13 protein-coding genes are annotated in these 18539 nt (G+C 40.5%); 12 read left to right on the top strand and 1 reads right to left on the bottom strand.

Translation table 11 applies throughout. From position 1 onward, the window contains the following. The first annotated feature begins 65 nt into the window (after window positions 1-65). From CCZ37_RS16930 to CCZ37_RS16875, 8 genes are all read left to right on the top strand, one after another. Window positions 66-1085: a HEPN domain-containing protein gene (locus CCZ37_RS16930; RefSeq protein WP_094501647.1), complete on the top strand. Its 1020-nt coding sequence runs from the start codon at window positions 66-68 to the stop codon at window positions 1083-1085. A gap of 620 nt (window positions 1086-1705) precedes the next feature. After that, a complete protein-coding gene (tnpA, locus tag CCZ37_RS16920; protein WP_094501461.1) occupies window positions 1706-2026 on the top strand; it encodes an IS66 family insertion sequence element accessory protein TnpA in 321 nt (106 codons plus the stop codon). Then, window positions 2023-2376, top strand: coding sequence for an IS66 family insertion sequence element accessory protein TnpB (gene tnpB / locus CCZ37_RS16915; RefSeq protein ID WP_094499614.1), 354 nt, complete (start codon window positions 2023-2025; stop codon window positions 2374-2376). Before tnpA ends, tnpB begins: the two co-directional genes overlap by 4 nt. A gap of 59 nt (window positions 2377-2435) precedes the next feature. Then, the gene (locus tag CCZ37_RS16910; protein ID WP_094499631.1) at window positions 2436-3968 is read left to right on the top strand and encodes an IS66-like element ISVa12 family transposase; all 1533 of its coding nucleotides are present in this window, start codon (window positions 2436-2438) and stop codon (window positions 3966-3968) included. Between the two features lie 195 nt (window positions 3969-4163). Then, window positions 4164-4991, top strand: a complete 828-nt coding sequence (locus CCZ37_RS16905) for a TIGR02391 family protein (RefSeq protein WP_094501645.1) — start codon at window positions 4164-4166, stop codon at window positions 4989-4991. A 132-nt stretch (window positions 4992-5123) separates the two neighbouring features. Next, window positions 5124-5549, top strand: a complete 426-nt coding sequence (locus tag CCZ37_RS16900; RefSeq protein WP_001903098.1) for a GNAT family N-acetyltransferase — start codon at window positions 5124-5126, stop codon at window positions 5547-5549. A gap of 136 nt (window positions 5550-5685) precedes the next feature. After that, window positions 5686-6063 (top strand): hypothetical protein, encoded by a 378-nt coding sequence (locus CCZ37_RS16895; protein WP_094501643.1) that lies wholly within the window; start codon window positions 5686-5688, stop codon window positions 6061-6063. A 2795-nt stretch (window positions 6064-8858) separates the two neighbouring features. Further along, window positions 8859-9653, top strand: a complete 795-nt coding sequence (locus CCZ37_RS16875; RefSeq protein ID WP_094501641.1) for a type 2 periplasmic-binding domain-containing protein — start codon at window positions 8859-8861, stop codon at window positions 9651-9653. A 114-nt stretch (window positions 9654-9767) separates the two neighbouring features. Here CCZ37_RS16875 and CCZ37_RS16870 read toward each other — a convergent pair whose 3' ends face one another. After that, complete coding sequence (locus tag CCZ37_RS16870; RefSeq protein WP_094501639.1) at window positions 9768-10436, bottom strand: class I SAM-dependent methyltransferase; 669 nt, start codon at window positions 10434-10436, stop codon at window positions 9768-9770. Window positions 10437-11215: 779 nt separating this feature from the next. Here CCZ37_RS16870 and CCZ37_RS16865 point away from each other — a divergent pair. From CCZ37_RS16865 to CCZ37_RS16820, 4 genes are all read left to right on the top strand, one after another. Further along, entirely contained in the window at window positions 11216-12670 is a 1455-nt protein-coding gene (locus CCZ37_RS16865; protein ID WP_094501637.1) for a hypothetical protein, read from the top strand. A 3095-nt stretch (window positions 12671-15765) separates the two neighbouring features. Next, complete coding sequence (locus CCZ37_RS16840; protein ID WP_094501633.1) at window positions 15766-16887, top strand: hypothetical protein; 1122 nt, start codon at window positions 15766-15768, stop codon at window positions 16885-16887. Window positions 16888-17097: 210 nt separating this feature from the next. Continuing rightward, a complete protein-coding gene (locus CCZ37_RS16830; protein WP_080536237.1) occupies window positions 17098-17388 on the top strand; it encodes a YkgJ family cysteine cluster protein in 291 nt (96 codons plus the stop codon). Between the two features lie 172 nt (window positions 17389-17560). Further along, complete coding sequence (locus CCZ37_RS16820; protein ID WP_094501631.1) at window positions 17561-18529, top strand: DUF4917 family protein; 969 nt, start codon at window positions 17561-17563, stop codon at window positions 18527-18529. The last annotated feature ends 10 nt before the right edge of the window (window positions 18530-18539 follow it).

Below are 18539 nucleotides of genomic sequence, written 5' to 3'. Positions count from 1 at the left end.
TTTTTTGAGTTCGGCGGTGCGTTGTCAACCCCTTAGCCGGGCGTTATAAATTTTTAAGAGGACATATGAATACGGAAGTAAATTATCTTATCTTGTTTGACAAGAAAAAGTTTCAGTTTTCCGGAGTTGATACTTTTATCAAACTAATAAATTTGTTGGATGATGTTACGGCAACAAATGACTCAATTAAGTTCAAAGGTAGTGAGTTTGGTTTTGGTTTAACTAGTGAGGGAGATCGTTTCGAAAATCATGATACTGAACTTTTCGATCTAGTTATTACTTCCAACAAAAATGAAAAAGATGTAGAGCATCTTGCACAACTTTTAAGAGAAATTCGCATAACGGTTTCTAATCAGCAAGGAACTATAACTCCTGTATTTGATGGTGTTTCGGCATTCTATGCTGAAAAAGCCTATCCCTATATTCACTATATTGAGAACCTGATGCGTAAGCTTTACTCAAAGTTTGCACTTATCAAGTTGGGACCTCAATGGGTTGATAGTATCCCAGATAACGTGGCTGTCTCCGGGAACAAAAATGGCGTCAATGGTTCTAATCCTCTTTATGATATGGACTTTATCACGATCAATGATTTGCTCTTCAAAGAACACCCTCTAAAAGAAATTACTCCCGATATTCTTAAAAAATTGAAAGCTGGAGATATCTCACCTGAGGAGATCGAACCATATATTCCTACATCAAATTGGGTTCGTCATTTTTCAGACCTAGTTGACTGTGAATCCAACTATCTTGAAACAAGATGGAAAAAACTCTATGAATTGCGTAATAAAATTGCACATAACAAGCAATTTACAAAACCAGATCTAGAAGATGTCAAGAAAATTACGGAAGATGTAAAATCTAAGCTTTTACCTGCATTTACTAAAATATCGGATTTAGAAATTACAGAAGTTGAAACTCCAACTGTTGGACTACAAAAAGAGAGTAATCCTCCAATTGAAGGTGAGCTTTGTAATGGGGATATTGTTAAGCAGAGTAGCGAAATCGTCAAAAAGGAAAATGATTTGGGAGGGCTTGCTACTTTAGCTTTGGTCGTAGGTTTTCTCGCTGCAATATCGAAGTGAAAAATTTATAACAAACAATTTAAGAGTGATTCAGCACGCTTGGCATTTTGGGTTTGAGTCAAGTTTGGTGATTACGGTGCTCAATTGAGTTGTGTGGTCGCGTGCTTCACACCTTAATTGGGCGTTAGCTGAGGTTAAGAAAAATCATAAAATTACGTGTTTATTTTTCTTGGTCTGAGGCTCTAGCTTTACACCTGAAAGTCAGCACTTTTCCATGTATCTCGCCAGTGGCACTGTTCGTGAAGTGCTTGAACTAACCGAAGTCTGTTTACGGGAAGTGGTGTGTTTGTTTATTTCTTTGGTGCGGCTTCTTTGGTTTTGAAGCTCTTTCGCGCCTAAATGGGTTTTGCGCACTTGGTCGTTGGCTTCTTCGAAAGAATTCTTTGTAAATTGAAGTCTTAGAAGCTCGTCAGTTTTCCTGTTATTTCTTCGTTGCCAAGTACGTTTCGTGGGTTAGGTTTTAGTTTCTCAGTTGTCCGTTTTACTTTGTCGCTTGAAAACAATAATGTGTTTTAAATTAGGCCGTTGGGTAGTCAATCTGTAAGCGCGTCATAAACACCGCATTCTAATCATCCTCAGTCCGCCATAAGATCAAATCTCCAACCTCAAGGAGATCTGAAATGGCAAAACGACGCACCAACCAAGAATGGCAAACCTTGTTCGAGCAATACCAATCCAGTCAACTATCCCAGCGTGTTTTCTGCGAGCGCCATAGTCTGAGTCTTTCGACCTTTTATGCAAAGCGTCAACAATTGCAGTGCTTTGGGCAATCTCAAACTGGTGGCTTTATCAAAGCTGAAGTCGTTGAAAAAACGACTCGCTACCAAGTAACTCAAACACCCGTCGCCAACATGACATTATTTATTAATGACGCTGAACTCAGCATTCCACAGGGTACACCTGCCTCGTATCTGGCAGAGTTAATCGGAGCACTGTCATGAAACGAATGTTGAGCGCCCCGAATGTTTACCTGTATCGAGAGTTCGTGGACTTTAGAAAATCCATCAATGGCCTAGCGGCGATTATCGAGTCCGAAACCGATTTGCCGCTAGGTACAGGCGCACTTTTCCTGTTTACCAATAAACAACGCGACAAAGTCAAAGTGTTGTACTGGGATAAAACGGGCTTCGCCCTGTGGTACAAACGGCTCGAAAAAGCCAAATTCAAATGGCCCACTCAAGAGAAAAAACAGGTCTACACCCTGACTCAATTTGACTTAGATAGACTGTTATCTGGCTTCACGATAATCGGCCATAAACCGATAAAAATAGACAATTTTACAATGAGTTAATCTCGATAAAAGTCAGTTATACCAAGCCTTGACGTGGTGTTTTTAGTATAATCAATGCCATGAAAAAGACGCCCGATATTAACCCAGAAAGCCAAGACATCGCCGAGCTTCAAGCTATGGTGAAAGCGTTGATGTCGGAGAAAAAAGAGTGGCAACAAGAGCGCCAATCCTTAATTGAGCAGTTTAAACTGGCCCTTGACCGTCAATTCGCCAAACGCTCGGAAGCGTTAAAGCCTTATAATGAAGCGCAAGGTGACCTCTTTAATGAGGCGGAATGTGAAGCAGCGAAAGTGGAAGATGAGGTTATCACCACCACAACGACGACCATTAAACGTCGTGGTAAACGTCAACCGCTGCCTAAAGACTTACCGCGTGAAACACTCGTACTTGACCTAGATGAGCACGACAAGCAGTGCTCATGCTGCCAACACGCTCTGCATAAAATCGGCGAAGACCGCAGTGAAAAGCTGGAGTTCACGCCCGCCGTCCTAAAAGTATTGGAAGTCGTTCGCCCGAAATACGCCTGTCGTCAGTGTGAACAACAGGCTGAAAAAAGCCACATTCACCAACAACCCGCACCGATAAGTATCATCCCCAAAAGCTTCGCTACCGAAAGTCTGCTTGCCAACATTATTTTAGGTAAATATCAGTATGCGCTTCCGCTGTATCGTCAGGAAACCTTGTTCACCCAATCAGGTATCGAGTTATCGAGAACGACCATGGCCAGGTGGGTAATCCAGGTGAGTGAAAAGTTCAAACCGCTTTATCAGGCACTGAAGGCTCACTTACTCGAACAAGTGGTGGTTCAGGCCGATGAAACGCCGCTCAATGTGCTCAAGGAAGACAAGCAATGTTACATGTGGTTGTACTGCTCGGGAGCCGACTCCCCTGAAGCTAAACTCCCTGACATGAAAAATATCGTCTTGTTCGACTATCAAAACAGTCGCGCGAGAGTGTGCCCCGTGAACTTCTTGGGTGATTACTCAGGCTATCTGCAAAGTGATGGTTACGCGGCTTATGATGGATTAACCAACGTCACCAATGTCGGTTGCTTCGCTCATGCACGTCGTAAGTTCATGGAAGCGAAGAAGCTTCAGGGCAAGGGTAAAACAGGTAAAGCGGATGTGGCGTTAGCCAAAATCCAAAAGTTGTACGCACTTGAATCTCGATTAAAACTGGCTTCGGTCGAAGAGCGTTGGGCAGAAAGACAAGCGCAGGCTAAACCGATGTTGGATGACTTCTATGACTGGTTAACCACGCAGAAAGTCATCGAATCGAGTCCTCTTGGTAAAGCGATCAAGTACACCTTGGGTCAGTGGCCTAAGCTGATACGCTATGTTGAAGATGGGCATTTATCTATCGACAACAACCGAGCGGAACGCGCAATCAAATCGCTGGTCATTGGCAGAAAAAATTGGTTATTCTCGACGAATCCGCTTGGTGCTGATGCGAGTGCTTTGCTGTATAGCATCATCGAGACGGCGAAAGCGAACGGACTGATACTCTACGATTACATGGTCAAATGTATGAAAGAACTGGCAAAGCCAGAGCCTGATATCAACTCACTGCTTCCTTGGAACTTCTCACACTAAAACGCCCCGTGGGATCATGGGGCGCATACGTCAATCTCCGGCTAAAGTGCAGCAGCTAACAAACGGCTCAAGAGGGATTGCCAACGCGTGGTGACTTTAGTGCAAAATTGAAGTTCAGTGTTTACGGTGTGTTTTTTGAGTTCGGCTATGCGTTGTCAACCCCTTAGCCGGGCGTTATATTTTTTAAGGTGAGTTATGGCAAGAATAGAAAGCTTAGATTTTAGTGTGGTTGAATCAATTTGCCGATTACTTGGTGATACTTCTAGTGGTTTTACTGGGACGGAAATAGGAAAGTTACTTTATGAATCTGGTATTGAAGATATTGATTCAGCCAATACCAAATGGAAAAGGTTAAACTCAGCATTAGCAAATAAACAAATGATTGATGGGTGTGCTAATAATGTTTTGGCTTTCATCCAAAACGCGATTAATCCGGCACGTCATTATAATAATTTGGAATGGTTTAATGACACTCGATTCCAATTAAATCAAATTCTCAGTTTTGCAGGCTTCAATATTGGCGAAAATGGCAAGATAGGTAAAGTAACCAAATCGAACACGATCAGTGAAGCTGCTGCAAGGGCTTATAAATTAAAGGACCATTTAGTTTCTCGTAATGTACATCCCGATGTTCTGAAATATTGCAAAGAAGAATTAGTTGTAGATAATTACTTCCATGCAGTATTCGAGGCTACTAAAAGTGTTGCTGATAAAATCAGAAATAAAACAGGTTTAACTTCTGACGGTTCAGCGTTAGTTGATGAGGCTTTTTCCTTTAAGCAAGTACCGCATTTAGCATTAAACTCTTTAGTTAGTGAAAGCGAGAAAAGTGAACAAAAAGGTTTTATGAATTTACTAAAAGGGCTATTTGGTACATTTCGTAATACTACAGCTCATGCACCAAAAATCACTTGGGCTATAGAGGAAATCGATGCATTAGATATCCTTTCTATGGTCTCTTTGGTTCATCGCCGATTAGACAAAGCTGTACAGGCTAAAATGATTTACGAGTCAAAAATATAACAAGGCGTTAAAGAGGGACAGCCAACGCGCAGCATTTTTATTATGCGTTGGTTTTTGTGATTACGGTGTTATGCGTTAAGTTTTTAGTGGCGTTGGCTGCCCCTTAACGCGGCGTTAGGTTTAAGGTTGTTCATGGAAATCAAAGAGTTTAGTGCCTGTAATCTCGAATCGTTGAGAAAGCTCTACTTGGACTCTAGACGAGATAGTTTCCCATGGCTCAAGGCGGATAGTTTTCGGATAGAAGACTTCGACCGCGATAGTCAAGGTGAACGAATTTGGTTGTCTGAGGTTTTAGGAAATGTTGCCGGCTTTATTTCCATTTGGGAGCCTGACAATTTTATTCATCATCTCTATGTCGCAACCGAATATCAGGGCCAAGGTGTGGGCTTGATGCTGCTTAACGGCGCAAAAATGAAATATGGCAACTTAAGCCTTAAGTGCATGGTTCAAAATCAAAAGGCACTCAACTTTTATTTGTCGCAAGGTTTTGAAATTGTGTCGAAAGTGGATGATGAATTGGGTGGTTATTACTACATGAGCTTCAGCGCACAAACCTAACAAACGCCTCAAGAGGGACTGTCAACGCGTGGCGTTTCCAGTCCCATTGAGCCGCGGTGGTTATGGTTGTTGTGTTTGAGTTTTGTGTTAATGCGTTGCCAGCCCCTTAGGCGGGCGTTATGTTTAAGGAGCAAAATTGGAGACATTACTGGTTGGGATAGCATGTGGTTTGATTGGGTGTTTTGTTGGTCACTGGTTGGCAATTGGCCGAGATCGGAGAAAAGAACATAACGATGTTATTTACCCATTAAAGCAAAAAATTTTAACGCATTTAGATGCATTATCTGAAGGAAACGTAAACTATTATATTTCAGAAGACGACATAAAGCCGTTACGTTTGTTTTATAAGGAAAGCAAGTATCAAAGAATAAAACATCTACACGATGACTATCAAAAAATAGCCAGAGATCATATGAGTCAAAATGATTATGGGGAAGTTATGTACTCTAAAGCTGGATGTGAAAAAATGGCAATAGAGGTTACAAAGCTTAATAAGATATTGCGGCTGAAATAAACATAACAAACGCTTCAAGAGGGACAGCCAACGCGCGGCATTTTTATTATGCGTTGGTTTTTGTGATTACGGTGTTGTGCGGAAAGTTAGTAGTAGCGTTGTCTGCCCCTTAAGCGGGCGTTATGCAACTCAGGTAAATTTAGGGGCTCAATCTTTTGGGATTTCTCCGGCCATTCGTTTTGTGTTGTCGGCAAATGAGCATTTTTACCCTAAAATTCGTGGTTCGCTCAAGCCGTAAAACAGGCAAGGTTCTTTGTTTGCCTCAATGAGTTTTGGTGCTGGTTTGTTGTGAATTTAGCGGGTGCAAAGTGTGGAAAGGGCAAGTTTATCGAGCATTTTGTACTTGCTGAAGGTTTCGCTCGTTGAGTTTGTCTCATTCAAAAGCTTGGTTTGTTGTTGAAAGGTGGGCTTTGTTTTGGCAGCTCATTTATTACAGTTCTTGCTTAGGTTGGTTCTTGACTCAACCATTGCAATTGTGGCCTTTGGTCGTGTAAATTTGGTTTATCTCATTGAATTTGCATAACAAACGGCTCAAGAGGGATTGCCAACGCGTGGCGGTTTTAGTGCAAAATTGAAGTTCAATGTTTACAGTGTGTTTTTTGAGTTCGGCGGTGCGTTGTCAACCCCTTAGCCGGGCGTTATGCAACTCAGATAAATTTAGGGGTTCAATCTTTTTAGATTTCTCTGGCCATCCGTTTTGTGTTGTCGGCAAATGAGCACTTTTACCCTCAGATTCGTGGTTCACTCAAACCGTAAAACAGGCAAGGTTCTTTGTTTGCCTCAATCAGTTTTAGCGTTGGCGTGTTGTGAATCTTGTGCGCGCAAAGTGTGGAAAGGGCAAGTTTATCGAGCATTTTGTACTTGCTGAAAGTCTTGCTTGTTGAGTTTGTCTGATTCAAAAGCTTGGTTGGTTGTTGAAAGGTGGACTTTGTTTTGGCGGCTCATTTATCACAGTTCTTGCTTGGGTTGATTCTTGAATCACTCAACCATTGCAATCGTGGCTTTTGATCGAGTCAAGTCAGTTTATCTCATTGAATTTGCATAACAAACGGCTCAAGAGGGATTGCCAACGCTTGGCGGCTTTAGTGCAAAATTGAAGTTCAGTGTTTACAGTGTGTTTTTTGAGTTCGGCGGTGCGTTGTCAACCCCTTAGCCGGGCGTTAGCTGAGGTTAAGAAAAGCCATAAAATTAAGCGCTTATTTTTCTTAGTCTGAGGCTCTAGCTTTACACCTGAAAGTCAGCACTTTTCCATGTATCTCGCCAGTGGCACTGTTCGTGAAGTGTTTGAACTAACCGAAGTCTTCTTACGGGAAGTGGTGTGTTTGTTTATTTCTTTGGTGTGGCTTCTTTGGTTTTGAAGCTCTTTCGCGCCTAAATGGGTTTTGCGCACTTGGTTGTTGGCTTCTTCGAAAGAATTCTTTGTAAATTTAAGTCCTAGAAGCTCGTCAAGTTTTCCTGTTATTTCTTCTTTGCCAAGTGCTTTTCGTGGATTAGGTTTTAGTTTCTAAATTGTCCGTTTTACTTTGTCGTTTGAAAGCAATAATGTGTTTTAAATTAGGCCGTTGGGTAGTCAATCTCCGGCTAAAGTGCAGCAGCTAACAAACGGCTCAAGAGGGATTGCCAACGCGTGGCGGCTTTAGTGCAAAATTGAAGTTCAGTGTTTACAGTGTGTTTTTTGAGTTCGGCGGTGCGTTGTCAACCCCTTAGCCGGGCGTTATGCAACTCAGATAAATTTAGGGGCTCAATCTTTTGGGATTTCTCCGGCCATTCGTTTGGTGTTGTCGGCAAATGAGCTTTTTTACCCTCAAATTCGTGGTTAACTTAAACCGTAAAACAGGCAAGGTTCTTTGTTTGCCTCAATCAGTTTTAGCGCTGGCGCGTTGTAAATTCAGTGGGCGCAAAGTGTGGAAAGGGCAAGTTTATCGAGCATTTTGTACTTGCTGAAGTTTTAGCTCGTTGAGTTTTCCTGATTTAAAAGCTTGGTTTGTTGCTGAAAGGTGGACTTTGTTTTGGCGGCTTATTTATCAAAGTTCTTGCTTGGGTTGGTTCTTGAATCACTCAACCATTGCAATCGTGGCTTTTGATCGAGTAAAGTCAGTTTATCTTATTGAATTTGCATAACAAACGGCTCAAGAGGGATTGCCAACGCTTGGCGACTTTAGTGCAAAATTGAAGTTCAGTGTTTACAGTGGTTTTTTGAGTTCGGCGGTGCGTTGTCAACCCCTTAGCCGGGCGTTATGCAACTCAGGTAAATTTAGGGGTTCAATCTTTTGGATTTCTCCGGCCATTCGTTTGGTATTGTCGGCAAATGAGCTTTTTTACCCTCAAATTCGTGGTTTACTCAAGCCGTAAAACAGGCAAGGTTCTTTGTTTGCCTCAATGAGTTTTGGTGCTGGTTTGTTGTGAATTTAGCGGGCGCAAAGTGTGGAAAGGGCAAGTTTATCGAGCATTTTGCACTTGCTGAAGTTTTAGCTCGTTGAGTTTTCCTGATTCAAAAGCTTGGTTTGTTGCTGAAAGGTGGACTTTGTTTTGGCGGCTTATTTATCATGGCTCTGGCTTGGGTTGGTTCTTGAATCACTCAACCATTGCAATTGTGGCTTTTAGCCGTGTAAAGTCAGTTTATCTCATTGAATTTGCATAACAAACGGCTCAAGAGGGATTGCCAACGCGTGGCGACTTTAGTTTAAAATTGAAGTTCAGTGTTTAAGGTGTGTTTTTTGAGTTCGGCGGTGCGTTGTCAACCCCTTAGCCGGGCGTTAAGCGATTCGACATATCATCGATATAGAGGAATATAGATGAGTACAATTATGAATAATCCTGCGGCAAGATTATTAAATATCTTAGAGGAAGGTAAACAGCAAAATGCTACTCAAAACTGTAGAGCAGTGTGGTGTAAGCTGTTAGATGTAAACCCTAATGATAAAGTCACTTTTTTAGGTAAGCTTGGTAAGGTACTTGCGTTGTCATCTGAGGTTGTAGATGAGTTGAAGAAAGTTGATGGCATAAATATTGAGCGTTACATGCATTGGTGCCAACCCGTAGAAAGAGCATTCTCGGAAAGCAATTTCAGTGGGCAATGGAATGAGTTTTCAAAGCATCTTAATGAACATGTTTTCAATTACTTAACTATGACATCAGATTTTTTATCTTTGCGTGCCCCTCAAGCGATATTGCCGCAGCAAGAAGTGGAAAAAATTTCATCTGGTGCTTTGGAGCTTATTTCAGAAGTAGAGGCATCTGAGCTACCAGAAAGTATTAAGTCGTATATGCTAGCTCAGTTAAAGAAAGTGGTAGTTGCAGCTGATGACTACAAAATTACGGGTTCAAAAGAAGTTATTCAGATTGTAGAAGAAACATTTGGACATGCGATCTTGAAAAATGATCTAGTCAAACCAGTAGAGAATCATCCAGTTGCTAAGAAGTTTTGGGCTTACATGGCAAATGCCGCTGTTATTACAACAATAGCAACTGGTGCACTTCAAATAGCTCCAGCGGTATCTAAACTTCTACCTGATATTCAGTTTACACAAGAGCCTGTGATTGAAGTGATCGAAAATCAATACCAAATAAGTACGGACAAAATCGCTTAACAAACTGTTTAAGAGGGATTCGCAACGCGTGGCATTTTTACTATGCGTTGGTTTAAGTGATTAAGGCGGTATGCAGCGGCTTCGGTATTGCGTTGCTCACCCCTTAACAGGGCGTTAAATGCTTTCAGCTTTGCGTGAAAACCTAAGTATGTGACCTTTGAATTTTTGCTCTAGATAGTCGGTATTGTCAGGTCTTATGTGATCACTAGTGAATCCATATTCACTCATTTTCGAGCTAAGTTTATTTTTTCGTCCTCGGCCTGGGTCAACGATAATAATATTGCATGTCGGATTAGCATGAGTTTGAATGAACTGAGCCAACAATGAGATGTGTTGGTCTTCATATAAAAGGTCGCTACCAATAATTAAATCAAAAAGGCCGAGCTGACTATTCGTATCTGCCCAATCGACACGTTCGAAAGCAATTTTTTTCCGATTATTCAGTTGAGTATTTCTGTCCAGGAATATTTCAACTTCAGGGTGATAATCCGTGGCGGTGATGTTTGCCATTTGCTCATTCAGAAGTAGGCTTGATAATCCAATTCCGCAACCGACTTCTAGAATTCGTTTGTTATTGGTATCTAAATTAAGGACGTGATGTGCTAGAACTAAACTGGATGGCCAAACTACCCCGAAAATTGGCCATGACGCAGAAGAAATACCTAAGTTTCGTGCCGTGTTTTTAGGGTCGCTAAACTGTTGTTTATCACGCAAGGTGCATAGATGTATATCATTGTTTCCAATGACAATTGTTTGGTAACGAAAACGAAGTGTAGTTATCATAATGGTTCTTGGTTAGGTAGAGAAGCTAAGCCAAATATTAATAATCCATATATGACGAAACAAAAAGTGTAATAAAGGCTAAAGCAATTTGAGTTTAGTGCAAGGCATTTAACAAACGGCTCAAGAGGGATTGCCAACGCGTGGCGACTTTAGTGCAAAAGTGAAGCTCAGTGTTTACGGTGTGTTTTTTAAGTTCGGCGGTGCGTCGTCAACCCCTTAGCCGGGCGTTATGCAACTCAGGTAAATTTAGGGGTTCAATCTTTTGGATTTCTCCGGCCATTCGTTTTGTGTTGTCGGCAAATGAGCATTTTTACCCTCAAATTCGTCGTTAACTTAAACCGTAAAACAGACAAGGTTCTTTGTTTGCCTCAATGAGTTTTGGTGCTGTTTTGTTGTGAATTTAGCGGGCGCAAAGTGTGGAAAGGGCAAGTTTATCGAGCATTTTGGACTTGCTGAAGGTTTCGCTTGTTGAGTTTTCCTGATTCAAAAGCTTAGTTTGTTGTTGAAAGGTGAACTTTGTTTTGGCGGCTTATTTATCGCAGTTCTTGCTTGGGTTGATTCTTGAATCACTCAACCATTGCAATTGTGGCTTTTGTTCGAGTAAAGTCAGTTTATCTCATTGAATTTGCATAACAAACGGCTCAAGAGGGATTGCCAACGCTTGGCGGTTTTAGTGCAAAATTGAAGTTCAGTGTTTACAGTGTGTTTTTTGAGTTCGGCGGTGCGTTGTCAACCCCTTAGCCGGGCGTTAAGCCTCAATCGATACTTTAGGAGTTGTAATGAAAATATATTTCTCGGATTTCTTTGATGTTAGTGAAGAGTCGATTGAAGGCTATGGCGCATTCAATCTATCCTTAATCAACGATATGCCTTTGTTTGTTGACCCATTTTTGCTGTTTAATAGTGATAAGCAGGAATATCAAAACTTACATAGCGATATGATTCAGTACCTATCTTTTCTTAGAGAAGTGTCTAAAGATGAAAGAGTCAATAAGGGGCTGATAAAAAGCTGGTTTATGTTTCCAGAAGTGAAACAAAATTGGTTTGGTTATAGTACGGTAGGAAATGGGGGCAGTGGATTAGGAGCTAAGTTTGCTAAAGCTCTCAACGAAAACTTGCATACAGTTTTTACTAACTTTGGCGCTGAAGAAATTACAACGAGTAGTCATTTAGAAAAACTATGCCTTATCAAGGATGGTGTTGGTAGAGATAACATAAGTGACTTTTCTACCAATTTAATCAAATCATTCCTTCTAAAGTACACTCAAGATTTTGCACAGAAACACATTGATAAAAAATTTAGGCAAGTCCACCTTGTCGAAAAAGTCTATTTTAACTACCAAACGAGAACTTGGGTTAACAAACAGTTTGATCTCCCTACTATTGATGGTGATTTTGTACTTTTGACACCAAAAGACATCCTTACTAAAGATGAAACGTGGATAAATAAAGCAGACATGATTGCCAACTTTAGTGGTATTGCTAACGCAATACCAAATGATCAATTAAGGGCACAACTAAATGATTATTTAGCTCGCAATTTACCGAATGAACCCAAGAAGAAAGACTATGATAAAGCAATTGCATCTACGATTCTAAAATACCCAGAATATATTGACTATTTTATCAAGTTTAAAGAGGACTCTGGGGATGAAGCAAAAGATATAAGCAAACTGAAAGTTAAAGAAACAGAAGTGATGTTTATTGAGAGAGTCAAATCTCTTGCGGAAAAACTCAAGGCTACAGAGTTTTACGAAAACAAATTTGATACTTTTGATGAGACGTTTCAACGAATAAGCTTTATGAAGCAAGTCATTGAAAATAATGACGGCTATAAGATTTTCTATATCAAAGGGCAACCAGTCAAACGAGAGTCAGATTTACAACTCCTGTTTCGCTTAACTTGGTTTGCATCAGTGTCTGATGTAAACGCTGAAGTAAATAATGGTCGAGGGCCTGTTGACTATAAAATTTCGAGGGGTAATAAGGACAAAACTCTCGTTGAATTCAAATTGGCTAGTAATAGTAAGTTAAAGCAGAATCTTAGAAATCAGGTTCAAGTATATGAGGCAGCGAATCAGACCAAGAAGTCTATTAAAGTTATTCTTTATTTTAATGACACTGAGCTAGCTACGTTGCTCAAAGTCTTTAAAGAGTTGGGGTTAACTCAAGGTGATACACTTGTCACTATTGATGCCCGTCCCAATAAAGAATCAGCGTCCAACGTAAAATAGAGGCTTAACAAACGCTTCAAGAGGGACAGCCAACGCGTGGCATTTTCACTATGCGTTGGCTTTTGTGATTACGGTGTTATGCGGAAAGTTAGTAGTAGCGTTGTCTGCCCCTTAAGCGGGCGTTAGGCAAAGTGAGTTTTTATCAGCTAAATCGAGTTGAAATTGAACGGTAAATTCCATGTTTTGTGGCTTAACTTAAGCAATAAATCGTCATCACATATTTGTTGTTTCTTGATCGTGTTGGGTTGTTTTTCGTTGTGAATTTAGCGGCAAAATAACCTTCAGCATCCAAACGTCCGCCGAGAATGCTACGCTCGTCACTTTTCTTCCAAATCGCTCAATTTGAGTTTTCTTTTTTCTTTGCTGATTTAGGGTTTTGGTTTATAAATGAATCGGTTAGTTTGTTTCAAGTTTACAAAAAAGTTCGTTCTTTGGTTTTGAAAGTGTTGTTGTCAATCTGTTGGCCTAACAAACGGCTCAAGAGGGATTGCCAACGCTTGGCGGTTTTAGTGCAAAATTGAAGTTCAGTGTTTACAGTGTGTTTTTTGAGTTCGGCGGTGCGTTGCCAACCCCTTAGCCGGGCGTTATGCAACTCAGGTAAATTTAGGGTTTCAATCTTTTGGATTTCTCCGGCCATTCGCTTTGTGTTGTCGGCAAATGAGCATTTTTACCCTAAAATTCGTAGTTCACTCAAGCCGTAAAACAGGCAAGGTTCTTTGTTTGCCTCAATGAGTTTTGGTGCTGTTTTGTTGTCAATTCAGCGTGCGCAAAGTGTGGAAAGGGCAAGTTTATCGAGCATTTTGCACTTGCTGAAGGTTTCGCTCGTTAAGTTTTCCTGATTCAAAAGCTTGGTTTGTTGCTGAAAGGTGGACTTTGTTTTGGCAGCTTATTTATCACGGCTCTGGTTTGGGTTGATTCTTGAATCACTCAACCATTGCAATTGTGGCTTTTGATCGAGTAAAGTCAGTTTATCTTATTGAATTTGCATAACAAACGGCTCAAGAGGGATTGCCAACGCTTGGCGGTTTTAGTGCAAAATTGAAGTTCAGTGTTTACGGTGTGTTTTTTGAGTCCGGCGGTGCGTTGTCAACCCCTTAGCCGGGCGTTAGGCAAAGTGAGTTTTTATCAGCTAAATCGAGTTTGAATTGAATAGTAAATTCCATGTTTTGTGGCTTAAGTTAGGCAATAAATAGTCATCACATATTTGTTGTTTCTTGATCGCGTTGGGTTGTTTATCGCTGTGAATTCATCGGCAAAATAACCTTCAGCATCCAAACGTCCGCCGAGCATGCTACGCTCGTCACTTTTCTTCCAAATCGCTAAATTTGAGTTTTTTGGTTTCTTTGCTGATTTGAGATTTTGGTTTATAAATGAATCGGTTAGTTTGTTTCAAGTTTACAAAAAAGCTCGTTCTTTGGTTGTGAAAGTGTCGGTGTCAATTGGTTGGCCTAACAAACGGCTCAAGAGGGATTGCCAACGCGTGGCGACTTTAGTGCAAAATTGAAGTTCAGAGTTTACAGTGTGTTTTTTGAGTTCGGCGGTGCGTTGTCAACCCCTTAGCCGGGCGTTAGGCAAAGTGAGTTTTTATCAGCTAAATCGAGTTTGAATTGAATAGTAAATTCCATGTTTTGTGGCTTAAGTTAGGCAATAAATAGTCATCACATATTTGTTGTTTCTTGATCGCGTTGGGTTGTTTATCGCTGTGAATTCATCGGCAAAATAACCTTCAGCATCCAAACGTCCGCCGAGCATGCTACGCTCGTCACTTTTCTTCCAAATCGCTAAATTTGAGTTTTTTGGTTTCTTTGCTGATTTGAGATTTTGGTTTATAAATGAATCGGTTAGTTTGTTTCAAGTTTACAAAAAAGCTCGTTCTTTGGTTGTGAAAGTGTCGGTGTCAATTGGTTGGCCTAACAAACGGCTCAAGAGGGATTGCCAACGCGTGGCGACTTTAGTGCAAAATTGAAGTTCAGTGTTTAAGGTGTGTTTTTTAAGTTCGGCGGTGCGTTGTCAACCCCTTAGCCGGGCGTTATGCAACTCTGGTAAATTTAGGGGTTCAATCTTTTGGGATTTCTCCGGCCATTCGTTTTGTGTTGTCGGCAAATGAGCATTTTTACCCTCAAATTCGTGGTTAACTCAAGCCGTAAAACAGGCAAGGTTCTTTGTTTGCCTCAATCAGTTTTAGCGCTGGCGCGTTGTCAGTTTGGCAGACGCAAAATGTGGAAAGGGCAAGTTAATCGAGCATTTTGCACTTGCTGAAGTTTTAGCTCGTTGAGTTTTCCTGATTCAAAAGCTTGGTTTGTTGCTGAAAGGTGGGCTTTGTTTTGGCGGCTTATTTATCACGGCTCTGGCTTGGGTTGATTCTTGAGTCACTCAACCATTGCAATTGTGGCTTTTGGTTGTGTAAAGTCAGTTTATCTCATTGAATTTGCATAACAAACGGCTCAAGAGGGATTGCCAACGCGTGGCGGTTTTAATGCAAAATTGAAGTTCAATGTTTACAGTGTGTTTTTTGAGTTCGGCGGTGCGTTGTCAACCCCTTAGCCGGGCGTTATGCAACTCAGGTAAATTTAGGGGCTCAATCGTTTGGGATTTCTCCGGCCATTTGTTTTGTATTGTCGGCAAATGAACACTTTTACCCTCAAATTCGTGATTAACTCAAACCGTAAAACAGATAAGGTTCTTTGTTTGCCTCAATGAGTTTTTGGCGCTGGTTTGTTGTCAATTCAGCGTGCGCAAAGTGTGGAAAGTGCAAGTTTATCGAACATTTTGTACTTGTTGAAAGTCTTGCTCGGTGAGTTTGTTTCATTCAAAAGCTTGGTTTGTTGTTGAAAGGTGGACTTTGTTTTGGCGGCTTATTTATCATGGCTCTGTCTTCGGTTTGTTCTTGAATCACTCAACCATTGCAATGGTGGCTTTTGATCGAGTAAAGTCAGTTTATCTTGTTGAATTTGCATAACAAACGGCTCAAGAGGGATTGCCAACGCGTGGCGGCTTTAGTGCAAAATTGAAGTTCAGTGTTTACAGTGTGTTTTTTGAGTTCGGCGGTGCGTTGTCAACCCCTTAGCCGGGCGTTAGGTTTATAGGAGAAAAAATTGAGTTTTATATCAAAATTGAATAATTTGGAAAGCAAATTTTCATGGTCTTTGTTTGGCTTTGTTCTAGCCGTTTTCTTCGGTAGTTTAACCATTTATACAGAGTTTTTTAAGGTGGAAACCCCTTACTTAACTACCGAAATATTAAGTGAAACAAATGTTCTTTCCTTTAAAGAAGACGTAAAGGAATTAAAAGTTCTCTGGGGTGACATCGACATAAAGAGCTTAGATAAGACAATCTCGGTAGTCAGTGTCAGAGTCAAAAATGATGGAGGTTCCTCTCTGTTAAAGGAATATTACGATTCAGAATACCCAGTGACGATTGTTGTTAAAGATGCTCAGATAATGGAAGTCGAGCTAATTTCATCGTCAAGTGACTATTTGAAAAATAGGGCTTTAATTTCATTTCATGAATCAAAGGTACTTTTACCTGAAGTCATCTTAGATCAAGGTAATAGCTATATATTCAAAATATTATTACTACATGAAAATAGTACACATCCTAGATTTTCTATGGTTGGAAAGATAGCAGGTGTGAAAGAGCTAAAAATAGAACGTCTAAATGAAGAAAAGAAAGTGGGATTCTGGAGTGAAGTTTTTTCTGGTGGTATAGGGGTGCAACTTGTTAGAGCTCCGCTGTATTTCTTTGGCTTTATTTTTTCTTTGACTTTAACATTTCTGCCTATAATTATAACTTCCGAATTCATATCTAAGCTTAAAAGAAAGCGCATACTTAAAAAGTATAAAGAAATGGAAGTTACAGTCTGTGAAGAGGTTCAAGATTATATTTTTGACTTGTACTTGAGTAGTGGTGTAAGCGATATCGAAAAAATAAGCACCTTCATTTCTGATGAAAATAATTTGGTGTCTTATGTTGAAAAGTCCAAAAAATATCTTACTGATGAGCAGCGAGAAGCGTACTATTTACAGCAACGATATTATGCAGAGAACCCTAGTTATAAAAGATCTGAAAGGAGAGCTTCCTTCGATAGATATCAACTTTATTCTTTACTAAAAAAATCAGGTGTGATTGAAGTGCAAGGTGATATTGCCAAAGTGCGAGAAGGTGCATCTGAGCTTATCTCTGACTTTCTAAAATTTGTGAAAATTAGAGAAAAATAAACCTAACAAACGCTTCAAGAGGGACAGCCAACGCGTAGCATTTTTACTATGCGTTGGCTTTTGTGATTACGGTGTTATGCGGAAAGTTAGTAGTAGCGTTGTCTGCCCCTTAAGCGGGCGTTATGGCTATCAAGTTGAGTTCATCATTAATGTCGGTAAATTGGTTTAAATTAGAGTACTATTCTGCGATTAAACTTGCTGAAGAACTCGATGACAATCCCAATTAAAAATGTATCAAATCCGGAAATATCGTGCTCAAACTGCCATGCTTGTTGTTGCCGTTTGGAGGTTATGATCATTACCGATACAGGTGTACCAGAGCAGCATATTGCATTCGATGAATGGGGTGGAGAAACTATGCTGCGTTTGTCAGATGGTTGGTGTTCAGCTCTAGATCGTGAAACGTTCATGTGCACAATTTACGAAAATCGCCCTTGGATTTGTCGAGAATTCGAAATGGGCTCTTACGAATGTCGAGATGAACGGATAGACCTTTTCTAAAGTTTTACCCAATAAATCAGTGAGTTGTTAGCCATAACAAACGGTTCAAGAGGGACAGCCAACGCGTGGCATTTTTATTATGCGTTGGTTTTTGTGGTTACGGTGTTATGCGTAAGCTTGGTTGTGGCGTTGGCTGCCCCTTAACCGGGCGTTATAACTCAAGGAGTAAAAATTGAAAACATTTGCACAAGTATTAGAAGAAACAGATGGCAAGCATCGTCACTTGTTGTTGGGTAATGGCTTTTCTCAAGCATGGCGACATGACATATTCAACTATAAGAATTTGCTGGACTCAGCGAATTTCGGAGCAAGAGATGCAGCTATCAAAGCTATTTTTCAAAAGCTAGAAACGTATGATTTTGAAACAGTCATGCAAAGCATGACTGTGAGTGCAGATATATGCGAGTTGTACGGAGGTGATGCTGCATTACTAGAAGCAATTCGCGAAGATGCTGATATTTTGAAATCATCATTAGTTAAAGCGATCGCGCAAACGCATCCAAGCTTACCTAGCGCTGTCACTGATGCACAATACGAAATGGCGCGAAACTTTCTTAGCCAATTTGGCAGCGTTTTCACTTTAAATTATGATCTGTTGATGTACTGGGCAAGGAATAAAGTTGAACTTGATCCTGATAACTATGAGACAGACGATGGATTTAGACGCAATAGAACTTGGGTCGGCTCGGAAACCGACCAAAATATCTTCTTTCTTCATGGTGGACTTCATTTATACGACGAGTCAGGCGTCATTAAGAAGCATGCCTATACACAAGATGGTGAAACAATTATCGATCAGGTCAGAGCAAACTTAGCTCTGAACAGGTTTCCTATTTTTGTATCAGAACCCACTCACTTTCAAAAACTCGATAAAATTCTGCATAACCCATACCTAAACTACTGCTACGGTAAATTGGGTAAAATGAACGGGAATTTGGTTATTTATGGGCATTCGATGGACGAGACCGATACGCACATTTTTGAACAAGCAGATGTGAGCAATATCGAAAATGTTTATATAAGTATATTCGGAGACCCTAATTCTCCGCAAAATAGGCGTACTAAAGCCAATGCAGTAAGTTACTTTGCTAGTTGCAATGTTCATTTTTACAGCGCAGAAAGTACCCCAATTTGGAGTTGAGTTATAACAA

This window comes from Vibrio qinghaiensis (assembly GCF_002257545.1).
GTDB classification, from domain to species: domain Bacteria; phylum Pseudomonadota; class Gammaproteobacteria; order Enterobacterales; family Vibrionaceae; genus Vibrio; species Vibrio ordalii.
Note: the sequence above shows the minus strand (reverse complement) of the source record. Positions and strands in the feature narration are given on the sequence as shown.